General features: G+C 36.6%; 14 protein-coding genes. All 14 read right to left on the bottom strand.

Features of this window, described 5'->3' with window-relative positions; all coding sequences use genetic code 11:
• Window positions 1-6: 6 nt before the first annotated feature.
• The gene (locus Q8O20_RS07545) at window positions 7-960 is read right to left on the bottom strand and encodes a glycosyltransferase family 2 protein (protein WP_305530671.1); all 954 of its coding nucleotides are present in this window, start codon (window positions 958-960) and stop codon (window positions 7-9) included.
• 15 nt (window positions 961-975) lie between these two features.
• A complete protein-coding gene (locus Q8O20_RS07540; RefSeq protein WP_305530670.1) occupies window positions 976-2,097 on the bottom strand; it encodes a glycosyltransferase in 1,122 nt (373 codons plus the stop codon).
• Between the two features lie 43 nt (window positions 2,098-2,140).
• Window positions 2,141-3,013: a glycosyltransferase family 2 protein gene (locus tag Q8O20_RS07535; RefSeq protein ID WP_305530669.1), complete on the bottom strand. Its 873-nt coding sequence runs from the start codon at window positions 3,011-3,013 to the stop codon at window positions 2,141-2,143.
• Window positions 2,995-3,960, bottom strand: coding sequence for a glycosyltransferase family 2 protein (locus Q8O20_RS07530; protein ID WP_305530668.1), 966 nt, complete (start codon window positions 3,958-3,960; stop codon window positions 2,995-2,997). Before Q8O20_RS07530 ends, Q8O20_RS07535 begins: the two co-directional genes overlap by 19 nt.
• A gap of 61 nt (window positions 3,961-4,021) precedes the next feature.
• Window positions 4,022-5,041, bottom strand: coding sequence for an NAD-dependent epimerase/dehydratase family protein (locus tag Q8O20_RS07525; protein ID WP_305530667.1), 1,020 nt, complete (start codon window positions 5,039-5,041; stop codon window positions 4,022-4,024).
• The gene (gene rfbH, locus Q8O20_RS07520) at window positions 5,038-6,372 is read right to left on the bottom strand and encodes a lipopolysaccharide biosynthesis protein RfbH (protein WP_304739490.1); all 1,335 of its coding nucleotides are present in this window, start codon (window positions 6,370-6,372) and stop codon (window positions 5,038-5,040) included. Before rfbH ends, Q8O20_RS07525 begins: the two co-directional genes overlap by 4 nt.
• A complete protein-coding gene (locus Q8O20_RS07515) occupies window positions 6,369-7,244 on the bottom strand; it encodes an NAD(P)-dependent oxidoreductase (RefSeq protein ID WP_305530666.1) in 876 nt (291 codons plus the stop codon). Before Q8O20_RS07515 ends, rfbH begins: the two co-directional genes overlap by 4 nt.
• A gap of 4 nt (window positions 7,245-7,248) precedes the next feature.
• Window positions 7,249-8,343, bottom strand: a complete 1,095-nt coding sequence (gene rfbG / locus Q8O20_RS07510; protein ID WP_305530665.1) for a CDP-glucose 4,6-dehydratase — start codon at window positions 8,341-8,343, stop codon at window positions 7,249-7,251.
• Entirely contained in the window at window positions 8,343-9,116 is a 774-nt protein-coding gene (gene rfbF / locus Q8O20_RS07505; RefSeq protein WP_304739496.1) for a glucose-1-phosphate cytidylyltransferase, read from the bottom strand. The genes rfbG and rfbF overlap by 1 nt, the downstream gene beginning before the upstream one ends.
• A 69-nt stretch (window positions 9,117-9,185) precedes the next feature.
• On the bottom strand, window positions 9,186-10,337 hold the full coding sequence (locus Q8O20_RS07500; protein WP_305530664.1) for an O-antigen ligase: 1,152 nt from the start codon (window positions 10,335-10,337) through the stop codon (window positions 9,186-9,188).
• An 89-nt stretch (window positions 10,338-10,426) separates the two neighbouring features.
• Window positions 10,427-11,512: a glycosyltransferase family 4 protein gene (locus Q8O20_RS07495; protein ID WP_305530663.1), complete on the bottom strand. Its 1,086-nt coding sequence runs from the start codon at window positions 11,510-11,512 to the stop codon at window positions 10,427-10,429.
• Window positions 11,488-12,354 carry an NAD-dependent epimerase/dehydratase family protein gene (locus Q8O20_RS07490; RefSeq protein WP_305530662.1) on the bottom strand — a complete coding sequence of 289 codons (867 nt, stop codon included), beginning with the start codon at window positions 12,352-12,354 and terminating at the stop codon, window positions 11,488-11,490. The genes Q8O20_RS07495 and Q8O20_RS07490 overlap by 25 nt, the downstream gene beginning before the upstream one ends.
• A 13-nt stretch (window positions 12,355-12,367) precedes the next feature.
• Entirely contained in the window at window positions 12,368-13,084 is a 717-nt protein-coding gene (locus tag Q8O20_RS07485) for a glycosyltransferase family 32 protein (protein WP_305530661.1), read from the bottom strand.
• Between the two features lie 109 nt (window positions 13,085-13,193).
• A complete protein-coding gene (locus tag Q8O20_RS07480) occupies window positions 13,194-13,796 on the bottom strand; it encodes a Wzz/FepE/Etk N-terminal domain-containing protein (protein ID WP_305530660.1) in 603 nt (200 codons plus the stop codon).
• Window positions 13,797-13,814 lie beyond the last annotated feature (18 nt).

Genomic DNA, 13,814 nt, shown 5'->3' with positions numbered 1-13,814 from the left:
ATGTCGCTATCGTAGTATCTTTTTAAGGGTTTTTCGTAATCGAATGCCGAAACGTTCAAGTTGATAACCCAAATCGGCACTAAAACAGCGATTATGCATGTAAAAATCATTTATCCGTGTAAATTTATCACTGTATCCTTTGTAGCGTGAGAGATGTTTGTAAAGTAAGACGTTTAATTTCTTGATCAACTTAATGTCATTGTAGTAATTTTCCAAAAAATATGCTTTTGCAATATCGTAATGAAAGACAAGTTTCGCATTATTGGAAGCTATACTGATCGAATCACTATGAACTCTAAAAAATGAGAGTTTTTGATTGACAAAAGCAAAGTATTTATAATGGGTCGCAGTTAATAAAAATATCAATAGATCATTTCCTATGGCCAGCATACTGAAATCGCTACCTACTTTATTGGGGATATCTAAAAGCATATTAGTGCGTAAATCTTTCATACGAAAGATGGCGCATCCGGGTGAGAGTGGATAATCTTTTCCGATAATGATACTATGGATATATTCTTCTGATGGATAGAGTCCAGATTCACCGATGTACCCTGCATTGCTACGTATATCGTTTTCTTCGTCAAAAACTTCGACACCGGAATAAGCAAACCCTACATCAGGATTATCAAGTAAGAAGGGAAGAGTTTTTGTGATGAATTCAGGGTCAATGAGATCATCGGACCATAAAATTTTCCCGTATTCACCTGATGCTTCATCAATACAGCGTTTCCAGTTTCTCATTGGACCGATGTTTTCAGAATTCTGAAATATTTTAATACGATGATCATTTTCGGATAACTCTTTGAGTATCATCCAAGTGTTATCCGAACTGTGATTGTCTACAACAATAATCTCAAGATTTTGATAGGTTTGATGAAGAGCTGATTGAAGGGTATCCGCAATATATTTTTCACGGTTAAATGCGGGTATCAAAATACTTACTAGAGGAGAAGACATTATGTTAATTCCTTTTTACAATTCTATGGATGAGAAAATATTTCGTATCTGTTTTTCGAACGTTTCTAGGGTATGATTTAAAAATATTTCATTTCTATTAGCATGAGAGAGAGCTACCAACTCGGTGTCGCTCAACATAGCTGCTGTATTAATAGAATGTTCGATTCCTTCTAATGAGAGTGTTTCAATAGTAATTCCTAGAGTGTTTAGCGTTTTTCCGCTCTCTATACTAGCTATCGGTATGAGTCCTGTTGCCATTGTGGTTAAAAGAGATGTAGATTGCCCTTCCGAACAACTTGGCATGATGGTAAATAAACATTGTCGAACTATGTGTAAAAAATCATCAGAATCAACTTGAACAAAGCCGTGTGTGTGGATATTAGCGAGTTGCAGTTCATCGTGAAAAACTTTATAAAAATCATCTTCTTTAGGGCCACAAATATGTAAATGCAAATGGGGATGTTGAGAAAAAAATTCCAAACATAAATCTAATCCCTTATGAATCAATCCTCCGCTGCCAAACCAAAGAAAGTGTTGTTTTGCAACAGATATGTCTCGGTTGAGTATAATAGATGAATTATAAAAAAGAGAAGTGGCATTGAGGGTATAAATGGGTGAATCAGTGTAGGGTTGATAGGTGCTTTGTGTCCATTCATTTCCTATGATGACCAATGCATCTGACATAGAACTTGATTGGCTCCATGTCCATTGAATAATCCGTTTTGGTTTCAAAAAAGTGTTTTTACCCCGATTTACAGCTTGAATACGTTTAATTTCTGCGCTATTTTGGTGGCATACATGTGCACCGGTTGCATAATAAATCCGCTTTATTGATTTATTATTAGTAAAACTTTTTTCAAGAGGTAATCCAAATCCAAAAATAACATCATAATATGTTAAATCAAAATTTCTGGGATTATCAAAACTGACAACATCTATATTGTAACCAATCTCAGAAAAATATTTTGCAATAATATGCGATTCATAATAGTTAGTATGAGCCGTATTCTTGATCAAAAAATGGTTAACATTATAGGAAATAAGCAGATTCTTATGAAACGTTGTTTTGTATATGTTTTTTGCAATTCTATTGGACTTTTTTGTACTTAGCAGCAGATCTACAAGTCGTTTCCGCATTTATTTTTGATCCCTTTTTATGCTCTTATAGTTTGAGGATATATTATTTGAATTTTAATAAAAATTTTAAATATGCTCTCTTCCAAGAACCTTTTGGGCAAGTAATATTAATATACCGTCTGTAAAAAATTTCGTACATTCTTTTGATTGTTTTTAATTGATTTCTATCAATACTACCTATGCTTTGCGCCAAATCTTGGATTTTCTGAGGAATCAGTGTGTCACTGTAAAATTGATCTATATTTGCTTTTTTTGATAAATTATTTTCATGCATTAGATATTCCGCTACTATTTCATTAACGAATCCAGCATCGTATTTTAGTAAAATTTTTAGCCACAAATAGGTATCGGGTGACATACAATCAAGATCAAATCCCCCTACATCAAGGTATGCTTTTCTTGAAAATAGGGCAGTAAGATGTGGTACTCCTATCCCTGTAATTCCAAACAATTCTTTATTATAGTTATTAAATAAAAACTCTTTTGGAATAAATTCATCAAATTTAGCTTCATAATTTGTAATGCGTTGAAATTGTGGATTAATTGAACAAAAGTTAGCAAATACCAAACCAATAGAGGGATATTTTTCAAATAAACGGACTGCTTTTGAGAGATAGCATTTATCAATAATAACATCATCATCGGGAATAAGGAGAATTATATTACCTGTACTAACATCTCGGATAACTTTATCCCAGTGAGTGCTTAAGGGTAAAAGCTCAGGGTGATGTACAGATATAAGATTTGGATATTTTGTTTTTAAACTTTCTAATACGTGTGCTGTATCATCTGTTGAAGCATTATTGGAAACAATGACTTCAAAATCAGGGTAATCCTGCGCAAAAGCGTGTTCAAGGGCTCTTTCGAGGTAGGATGATCTGTTACGTGTAGGGATTATTATCGAGACTTTATCCATTTTAGCCCTTTTTTGAGTTCTTTCATCAAATAATAACTGTACAGATAGATAAAATCAAATGTACCGAGTTTAGTAAATAAGAAAGTATAACCAAATGCTTCTTTGTTGAGTAATCTGATAAGCATTTTAAAGACATTTTTTTCTACTTTTTTATCAAACATTATTAAATCAGTCGGATAGGTTTTTAATAGATCGCTCCAAATATCAATAATTTGTTGTGCTCTTCTACGGTCATTTTTACGGTAATTTGTTAAAGTTCCGTTTTCATCATTAACCTGCCAATTATGATCACCGTCACGAATCGCGACCAGTTGGTCGTAGCAGAACCCTATTTTGGTATTTGAGCCGCCAAGATACCACATAAAATACTCTTCACATCCGTATTTCCATGATTCTGTAAAAATATTTAGCATCGTGTAACGCATCATACCTGTCAATATGCAGACAAATTCAGGTGGCTGTTTTTGATCTAACTGCAAAGAGATAGGATAAATTATTTCGCATCTATTTTGTTTCGAATAATCGGAATGAAATTGATTCTTATGTTTTGTACCATCGTGGTGTATGTGCAATGCATTTGAAAAACAGCAATCAATACTATTGTTAGATTGCAAAAATAGTACTTGTTTCTCTAATTTCTTCGGATCGATCCAAATATCATCATCCGGGGTGAAGGTGAAATATTCTCCGTTGACATAGCTTAATACTCTGAGGCTGTTACCGTCCATTCCAAGGTTTTTTTCATTTTTATGATAGTGGATACATTCATCTTTATAGCATTTTTCAATCAGCTCTTTTGTCTCGAGCGTATCAGAATTATCAGTAATAATAATTTCATAATTTGTATATGTTTGTGAGAGTATAGAGTCGAGCAATTTCTCCAAGAGAGAAGGTCTATTGTAGGTTGGAATACAGATGGAAACTTTTCCCAAGTTTGGTGTATTCATATAAATGCCCTTTTATTCTCTTCTTTTATACAAGGAATATTGACATTTTTGAAAAACTCCATTAATGACCGGCTACCCATTCAATCATTTTTCGAATACCTTCTTCTTTGGAAATTTTCGGTTCCCATCCTATCAGTTCTTTTGCTTTTGTTAAATCTGCGACAAAAATCTTTTGATCAGATTCTCTTACCGGAAGTTGAGTATATTCCATCTTCACGTCAAGTTCATTCTCTAAAAAATGAAATAGTTCGAGAAGTGAGGAAGAATTGTCTATACCGCCCCCGACATTAAATGCTTGACCTTTTATGTTATCTATTTTTGTTGAAGCTTTTAGGTAGAGAGCTACCATATCTTCGGCATGAGCTATGTCTCTTACCTGTTTGCCATTGCCTGAGATCGTAAAAGGCTCTTTCTGCGTTTTGTTTTTGATGTTTATGGCCTGTTGCGTGAACCAACCGATCCATCCTTGATCGTAGGTGGCAAATTGTCTTCCGCCAAACATAGAAGAGTGTCTAAATACAACGGTTTTTAGTCCGTATATTCGTGCAAAGTCAAGCATATACTGGTCTGCGCTTCCCTTGGATGTTCCATAGGGGGAATGAAAGTCAAGATTAACACTCTCATCAAATCCGTTTGGCTTTTCGATACATCGGTAGCGTGTTTCAGTCTCTTTATACGTGAACTGTTCTAAATCACCATAAACTTTATTGGTAGAAGAGTAAATAATAGTCGATTCAGGACTGTAGAGTCTTACGGCATTAAGTAGGTTAAAACTTCCACCGACATTGACCTCAAAATCCATTCGCGGGTCTAGGATGGAAGTTGTCATTGCAACTTGACCGGCTAGATGATAAATAACATCAGGCTTATAGGTTTTGATAGTACGTTCTACGTCGTTGGTATTGCGAATGTCTCCATGCACGAATTCGAATTTGCCTTGTGTTCGAAGCCATTCGAGATTTTGGTAACTGCCAAATCGGTAAAGAGAGTCAAATACTACAAGTTCATTTCCCTGCTTTAGTACTTCACTGGCTATATTGGAACCTAGAAACCCGCATCCGCCTGTTATTAAATATTTCATGCATTGGCCTTAATAAATTCGCTAATTTTCTTAATCATATAATTAATAGCATCATCGCCCATACCTGGGTATAAACCTATCCAAAAGCTATCATTCATGATTTTATCGGTGTTGATTAAGTCCCCAACAACTCGATACTCTTCATTTTTAATCAAGCTATCAAACATAGGGTGTCTTAGCATATTTCCTGCGAAAAGATTTCTTGTTTGAATATTAGAATTTTCTAAAAATTCAACAATATCATTTCTTGAAAATTTCACACCCTCTTTTAACGTTATCATGAATCCAAACCAACTAGGATCGCTAAGCGGTTGTTTTTCTACTAAGGTGATTTCTTTCAAATCTTTCAATCCATTGTAGAGTTTAGAAAAATTTTCTTTTCTTTTTTCGACAAAAGTGGGGAATTTTTCGAGTTGCGCTACACCGATTGCTGCTTGCATATCGGAAACTTTGAGATTGAATCCGAAGTGCGAGTAGACGTATTTGTGATCATACCCTTTTGGTAATGTTCCGAAACTCTGAGAAAATCTGCATCCGCATGTATTATCTATACCGCTTTCGCACCAGCAATCACGTCCCCAGTCACGCATAGAGAGCATAATTTTTTTAAGAAGCGGATTATCGGTATAGGTTGCGCCGCCTTCCCCCATGGTCATATGATGAGGGGGGTAAAAACTGCTCGTCCCGATGTCTCCCCACGTTCCTGTTGGTTTCCCATCATAAATGGAACCAAGTGCATCACAGTTGTCTTCGATGAGCCAAAGGTTGTGTTTGTCGCAGAACTCTTTAACGGCTTTTAAATTAAAAGGGTTTCCTAGCGTATGTGCAATCATCACCGCTTTTGTTTTCGGACTAAGTGCTGCTTCGAGTTGTGTGGTATCGATGTTGAAGTGTTTTAATTCCATATCAACAAAGACAGGAACGGCACCGTATTGGACTACAGGAGCAACGGTAGTTGGAAATCCTGCGGCAACAGTGATGACTTCATCTCCCCGTTTGATCTGACGATTTCCCAGTAGTGGCGAAGTTAGGGCATAAAATGCGAGTAGGTTGGCAGAACTTCCGCTGTTGACTAAAAATACCCATCGTACATTTAAATATTCAGATAATTGTTTCTCAAATTTTTTGGAATAATCACCGTACGTTAACCAAAAGTCCAAAGATGAATCGATAAGATTTATCATCTCTTTTTCATCAAAAACACGGCCGGCATAATTGACCCGGCTTTTCCCCTCAACGAATACTTTCTCTTGTTGCGGTTTATGTACGAGCTCGTAATATTCTTTAGTTTTGTCTAAAATTTCTTGTTTTAGCTGTTCTTGTTTATTCATTTGAGTATTCCTTGTAGCGTGTTTTTGATCCCGTCTTCGAGGCTGATATTTGGTTTCCATCCTAACCTTGTAAGCTTTGATATATCAGCTTGCATATCCATTTTTTCATTAGGACGATACGGTATTGCTCCAAAATCAAGTTTTGTATTTAGAGGCCGTGAGATGGATAATTGAGTATAAATAATACTCAAAAACTCTTTGACTTCTATTGAATGACCGGATCCAAGTTCAAACTCTTCATAGGCGGGAAAAGTATGAAAATTTAGAATGATTGTCATAAAAGCCTCTACGATATCGTCGATATAGATGAAATCTCTCTTTTGGATTCCGCTGGTGAGGGGAATGGTTTTAACATCGGCTTTTAATTGTTCAATGATCCAAGAAACAAATTTGGTCGTATCATCTTGAGGACCGTACATATGTTCTATTTTTAGGTTGACCATTTTAGTAGTGTGAGAGGATAAAAACTTCATCCAGTCAACAAGCTGAGCTTTTGATAGCGAATAGGCGTTGATATCCCTCTCTAGCAATGTATCCGTATTAAGAAATAGCTTAACATTATTCTCTATCGAAAGTTCTAACAGTTTCAGTCCAAATAATAAATTGGTACTGATAATTGAAGAAATTTCCTTGTTGAACCTTCCATAATCCGTTACCGTATTGACTACGATATCGATGGTATGGTGTTTGAAAATATCGGCAAGATCCACTTCATCCGCATTGTAAAATGTTGCACGATCCAATTCATTCGTTACTCTGTAACAATCCGATTCTTTTCTCTTTAAAGCGATGACCGTATAATTCTCATTCAAGAATTTTTTGAGCAGAGAACTGCCTAAAAAACCTGTAGCACCGGTAAGCAATACCGTCATAACTTTAAATGGCCCATACTAATTTTTTATTTTTTGCATCCGCTATATAGGCTTTTAGGTCTTCTTCGGTTAATGTACTGCCATTTTCATAAAAAGCTTTGTACCATTTAACTGTTTTTTCAAACGTTGTCGCGCTATCCCACACGTCTTTCCATTTTAGATGGATATGGGCTTTAGAACAGTCAAGTTTTAAAAGATTTGCTTCATGGAGCTGATGAGGATCACGAGTTATCTCATAATCGATCTTATCCCAATGTTGTTTGACATTATTTACTACTTCTTCGACGGTTATGCTTCCCTCATCGCTGGGACCAAAGTTCCACGCTTCCCCGAACTGCACTTTTTCTTCCAACAGTTTTTGTCCGATAGCAAGATACCCACTGAGTGGTTCAAGGACATGCTGCCATGGGCGCGTAGCATTGGGATTTCGAATGCTGACTTTTTTCCCTTTTGAAACGGAGAGCATAATATCGGTCATCAAGCGGTCTTGTGCCCAATCGCCGCCGCCGATCACATTGCCCGCGCGGCAGGAAGCCAATAAAGTGTTGTGCGATTTTTTATACTCTTTGGGGTTAAAATAAGAGTTTCGATAGGAGTTGGCCAACAAATCAGCACACCCTTTGGAAGAACTGTACGGATCATATCCTCCCATCGGATCGTTTTCACGGTATCCCCAAACCCATTCACGATTTTCATAGGCTTTATCGCTTGTGATGTTAACGATGGCTTTGACCTTATGTGTACGGCACGCTTCAAAAACCTTCAGTGTCCCCATGACATTGGTTTCATAGGTTTCGATAGGGTTATCGTAGGACAATCTAACCAACGGTTGTGCCGCTAGATGAAATACGATGTCCGGTTTGTGTGTTGCAAGTGCGAGATTTAATTTGTCTAAATCGCGGATATCTCCGATAATGGAAACGATATCAAGATTGAGCAGTTCAATATGGCTTGGCTCAGTTGGAGCCTGAAGCGAATAACCGACAACTTTGGCTCCCATACTTTTGAGCCAATAGGTTAGCCATGAACCTTTGAACCCTGTATGTCCGGTTACAAATACGGTTTTATTGTTATATATTCCCCCAAAAAGATTGGTCATTACCATACTTTCCAAGGAGCTTTTTTCGTATCCCAAAGGTTGTTGAGATCATTTTTGTCTTTTAGGCTGTCCATAGGTTTCCAAAATCCTGAGTGTTTATAGGTGAAAATTTCGCCGTCACGGGCGAGGCTTTGTAGTGGATTTTGTTCGAATACGGTGCTGTCACCTTCGGTGATGTAGTCAAATACTTTAGGCTCACAGATAAAAAAACCGGCATTGATCCATCCGCCATCCCCTTTCGGTTTTTCAAGAAAATGGGTTACTTGATGATTTTCTTCTATATTTAAGGCGCCGAAACGACCCTCAGGCTGTGCAGAGGTCATTGTCATAGCTTTTCCGTGAGATTTATGAAATTCCACCAATTCGGCTATGTTAATGTCTGCAACACCATCACCATAGGTGAGCATAAAAGGCTCATTACCGATAAATGATTGTGCCCGTTTGACTCGCCCGCCGGTCATACTATCCAAACCGGTATCCAAAAGGGTGATTTTCCACGGCTCGCTTGAATTGTTTAATACTTCCATCTTGCCGTTTTGCATATCAATTGTCACGTCACTTTGGTGGAGGAAATAGTTGGCAAAATACTCTTTGATAAAATAGCCTTTATAGCCGAGAAGTACTACAAAGTCATTAAATCCGTAATGACTGTAAATTTTCATAATGTGCCAAAGAATGGGTTTTCCCCCAATTTCTACCATCGGTTTTGGACGGATATCTGTCTCTTCAGAAAGACGAGTACCATAACCACCTGCGAGTAATAATACTTTCACACACAATCCTTTTTATTTAAACTATATTTATTTTTCTTTTGTAATTTTATCGTATAAAAACAAAAAGCATTAACAAAGTCTCTCGTCTTTGGGGGTCATTCCAATTTGTTTTTCATATGCTATTACCGCGAAGAGCACAAACATCATAGCGAAAATATTATTGTAAGGTTTCATTAAAATTATGATGTCAGCGATACCGTCGAATGCAGTGAACGTAAAAAATGTTAAAGCAGATCCAAAGGCTAATGGAAGATCTTTGAGCTGATATAGCAATATAACAACGGCACTAATCAATAAAAAGTAGCCTATTAGGCCATATTTAGTGATAAATTCAAGGTGCTGATTATGAAAAGTTCGATTCCAATCCGTTTGCGGATTAGGATGTTTTTTTGTCCATTCGATCAATTTATCTATATTGTCTCCAGCTCCTGTGCCAAATATTGGGTCATTAAGAATGATCTCTTTTGAAGCATGGATTAAATAAAGTCGACATCCCCAACTTCCTTCTAAACTTTGGATATCTTGATAGTTAGTTAACTCTTGAAAACCAACTTTAAAGCGATCTAATTTACCAACAGTATTGAGGACAAAAACTCCGGTGCCTAGTGTTAATAAAAATATTAATGATAATTTAAAATTCAAGTTTTTTCTGAAATAGGTTATTAATAAAATGACTGCTGTTAATATGAAACCGATCTGAGCAGCTCTGCCATAGTTAATAAAGAGTCCGATTAATGAAACGAAAGCAATACCATAGTACAGCCGTTTTTGGACCAAATTCGTTTCATTAAAGGCAAAAATATAACTCATCAATACGGCTAATGCCATATAAGGTGTTGAAATTGTGTATGAGAGAGTCCCTTGCGGATTCTCAGAGGTAGAGATTCCAGCGCCTAATAAACCGGCATAAATACTAAGACTAAAAAGGGCATAGAAACCAAAACTTAGAACGAATAGTTTGATCCCTTGTAGCGCTTCTTTGTGATTTAGAATGCTAAAAAATAGAGGAATAGTGATCCAGTAATATTTAAAGAACATTTGGGATTCTTTATACGATTCGAGATTAGAAGACCAAAAGTAGCTGAGATAGGTATAGATAATAAAGAGAAAAAAGATGATAATAGGTTTGGATTCGATAATAGATTTTAGTTTCGTCCAATATCCATTTTGTCGAAATGCCAAAAGCCAAAATAGTATTAAAAATGCTGTCAGTACTCCCATTTGTCCTTTGAAAAAATTCCACGGTACGAGAAAGATAAATAGATAGAGATAGTTAACAACCCATTTATGTGGAATATGTATCAATTTCATTATTCTAAGAGCTCCAAATATTGTTTGATTTCTGCTTGAGTTGAAAATTTTTCAGCTATCTTGGTAATATTTCCCTGATTAATAGATCGGTTTTGGGCGCAGTGTAATAATGTATGAGATAACTGATCAATATTTTTGTTTTCGACAAGATGAAAATCCAAACCGAGCTCTTTTAATTCAGGAAAAGAGGTATTATCATAGGCAATACATTCTAATCCGCATGACAGAGCTTCTAAAAATGCGTTGCTGAGTCCCTCTCCATAACTTGGAAATAAAAAAAGATCTGCTTTGGCATAATAGTCTATAACGTTAGGCGTATGACCTACGAGAGTAATTTTATCTTTATAGGGGAGTGAATTATAAAAGTCCATGAATATAGTATGATATTTCGGTGCAATGCCGCCTGCCAGATAAAAGTGAAAATCGATCCCTTTTTCATATAAAATGTTACAAGCTTTGATGGCATCAGCTTGCCCCTTTCTTGCTTCAATTCTCCCTACGTTAAGTAATGTGAAACAATCAGATTTTATAGGATGAAAATTAGGAAGATTGACGGAAGAATAGATAAGTTTACTTTGCGATTTTTGACCAAAAGGGATAATGAAATCGACATTTTTTTGTAAATGTTTGCAGATAGCGACATGATAATGTACATCACTATAGATGAGCTTATGAAACCAATCTTTTTTTGGAGCGGATTTGTTAGTGCCATGGCGAACAATTAGATTCATATTCAGTCCTAAGAATGAAAAATAAAGAGATTTAAGTTCACTGGCTCCGAAAAAGATAATATTCTTAATCCCTTTTTCCTGAATGATACGGCGTACACGGAAAATAATAGATGGGCTAATTGAAAAAAGAAAGGGAATTGTTTCTAACTCAATACTATTGTAGCCGATATAGTCGTTTTTTGAATTAGCAATGAAACAATCTTGTTTCGCAATAAGTGTAATCAGTGTATGTGAACTAAGCTTTTTTGCAAGCTTGATTGCATCGATTTCCATTCCACCCGAATTGGGGGAAAGACAAATGATTGCAGTTGGATTTTTACGATTTAGATTCACTGCCATCCATTTTTTCTGCATATTTCGATATATTCAAGAATCGTTTTTTTTGGACTCCACCCTAAAGCTTCGGTTTTGGCTGACATAACATCAGCCGTCATACGATTCCCTTTACGTTCGGGTAGCATTTGAATTTCTCCGCCAAACATTTGGGCAATCTCCAACACTGAAAATGCTTCGGGGCTGCCGATACCGAATTCATCTCCGTAGCCGTTTTCTCCGACCAAGATCAAACCGTCGATAATATCGTCGATATGGGTAAAGTTTCGTTTTTGTATTCCCGGGCTAACAATCGTCAAAGGCTCGCTATTTTTCATTTTTTCTTTGAATAGTGCGATAAGGGTTGCGTATTTTCCGCTCTGAATCTCTCGTGAACCGTAGACATTGTAAAAATAGGTAATGGCATATGGGACATTGAACCAGGTTCCGTAGTTCATTACAAGTTCGGTATTGGTTGCTTTGGTCCATGCATAAGGTGATGCACTTCTTCCAAGTCCACCGTCTCCAAATTTTGTTGAGCTCCCTGCATAGAGAATTTTACATCCGACTTTTCGAACAAATTCGAGTACGGCGAATATCCCGTCTTTATTGTAGCGCCAAACTTTTTCAATATCGTCAAAGCTTTGTTCGACCCTGCTGTATTCACCTAGATGGTATACCATGTCCGGATTAAAGGTGATTAGCTCGCTTATTTGAGCAGTCTCTCCTTTGATATAAGTGACATTCGGGACATGATTGGTTTCACTTCCGGTAAAATAGTTATCGAGGCTGTATACCTCGTAATTTGGATTTTTGGAGAGTCGCTCACAGAGGTGACTTCCGACAAATCCGGCTCCGCCTGTTACTAATATTTGTTTTCGCACACTATATCCCTTATTATTTCAATAATTCATCTTGTTTTTTATGGGTCCATTTACCACGCGGCTTATCCATATACTGGAAGTACTCGTTAGTAAAACTTCCTTGTATACAGGTGTATTTGTTAAGGCGCTGATTGACTTCATCATCATCTTTAATAGCTCTGTTGAGAACAGTCGGTCCCGTTAGATCATAGACGCCGCCACCAATATTTTTTTGTTCGATGTTATCAACGATAATATCAAGTGCTTTTTGCAGATGGGGATTATTCGGTGCACTCGCAATAAAATAGTTACTGAAGCGATGCTTGGTCATGAGAAGCAACTCTTTATCCTCGGGTTTAATCATCCACGAAAGAGGCCAGAGTGCATGTGCATCGATATCCATATAGACGCCGCCGGAGTGATTGAGGGTGAATAGCCTCCAAAAGTCAGCTTGCGATGCTCCGTCGGTGAGTTGCTCAAACGCATTCGCGACTCTTTCGGAGGCGTGTGTTTTAATAAACTCCAAACGATCTTCCGTACTGACATAGCGGTATTCCCAATCTAAAGACATCAAACGGTTAAAGAGATAGTTGATGTAGATAGGCAAGGTGGCACTATTAGAATAATTTGTTTGCCAAATGATTTTTGGGATAATCGATTTTTTGCCTGAAATAAATGCTTTGCTATAGAGAGGGATTGTAAATCGTTTATTTTTAAAAATGAAATGGAACAGATAGGCAAATCCTTTCACAAAAGTACCGATCAATTTAGCTGATCTATTTATGATTAATGACCCTATATGCACATATTTCCTTTGTAGTATTGTTTTTAATTTGTAATTTTACTCGATAGATTCTATATTATCGGTTACGTCTAGTCCCGATAAATTCCAGAAAAAAGGCTAAAAATATCCCCATTATCAATCCGCTGATTAATGCTACTGTAATAATCAATCCCTTTTTAGGTTTAATTGGATTGGTTTTAATATGTATTTCACCAATTATTTGCGTCATTGTTATTTTCGTATGAGCATTTTGATATAGTTTGGCTTTTTCGGCATGACGCTGAATTATGAACTGTACGGTACTGTTTAATTGGGACATAATTTCCGTTTTTTCCGTTTTTTCCGTTGTAATGCGAAGCATATTTGCGACACCACTAGGAACTTCTACTTTTAAATCGGATATTTGCGCTGTAATCTCTTTAAGCGTATTGATATTGTCAAGATAAAAAATATTTGTTGAGCCGTTGTTATTCATTCCTTCGTTAACGTTGACAACTTCTCCGATTTCTAGCAATACTTCACCGCTGTAAATAGGCGGTGTCGTCCAAGCATATATAGCTGCAGAGAGCGCGGCAATGAGCGGGGTGATCAAAATAACAAACTTACGTTTTACAACAGTTGACCACATTTCGTATATATTGATTTCATCATTTTGAATTTTTGGTTCAGATTCTTGCATTCTATATCCTTTTAAAAG

The organism is Sulfuricurvum sp. (assembly GCF_030691015.1).
In the GTDB taxonomy this organism is placed as follows: Bacteria; Campylobacterota; Campylobacteria; order Campylobacterales; family Sulfurimonadaceae; genus Sulfuricurvum.
This window is presented reverse-complemented; position numbering and strand designations above follow the sequence as displayed.

Coding starts and splice junctions, on each gene's coding strand:
- Q8O20_RS07525 (WP_305530667.1), bottom strand. CDS start 5,041: ATGAAATATTTAATAACAGGCGGATGCGGGTTTCTAGGTTCCAATATA.
- Q8O20_RS07495 (WP_305530663.1), bottom strand. CDS start 11,512: ATGCAGAAAAAATGGATGGCAGTGAATCTAAATCGTAAAAATCCAACT.
- Q8O20_RS07530 (WP_305530668.1), bottom strand. CDS start 3,960: ATGAATACACCAAACTTGGGAAAAGTTTCCATCTGTATTCCAACCTAC.
- Q8O20_RS07480 (WP_305530660.1), bottom strand. CDS start 13,796: ATGCAAGAATCTGAACCAAAAATTCAAAATGATGAAATCAATATATAC.
- Q8O20_RS07535 (WP_305530669.1), bottom strand. CDS start 3,013: ATGGATAAAGTCTCGATAATAATCCCTACACGTAACAGATCATCCTAC.
- Q8O20_RS07540 (WP_305530670.1), bottom strand. CDS start 2,097: ATGCGGAAACGACTTGTAGATCTGCTGCTAAGTACAAAAAAGTCCAAT.
- Q8O20_RS07500 (WP_305530664.1), bottom strand. CDS start 10,337: ATGGGAGTACTGACAGCATTTTTAATACTATTTTGGCTTTTGGCATTT.
- rfbH (WP_304739490.1), bottom strand. CDS start 6,372: ATGAATAAACAAGAACAGCTAAAACAAGAAATTTTAGACAAAACTAAA.
- rfbG (WP_305530665.1), bottom strand. CDS start 8,343: ATGACCAATCTTTTTGGGGGAATATATAACAATAAAACCGTATTTGTA.
- Q8O20_RS07515 (WP_305530666.1), bottom strand. CDS start 7,244: ATGACGGTATTGCTTACCGGTGCTACAGGTTTTTTAGGCAGTTCTCTG.
- Q8O20_RS07545 (WP_305530671.1), bottom strand. CDS start 960: ATGTCTTCTCCTCTAGTAAGTATTTTGATACCCGCATTTAACCGTGAA.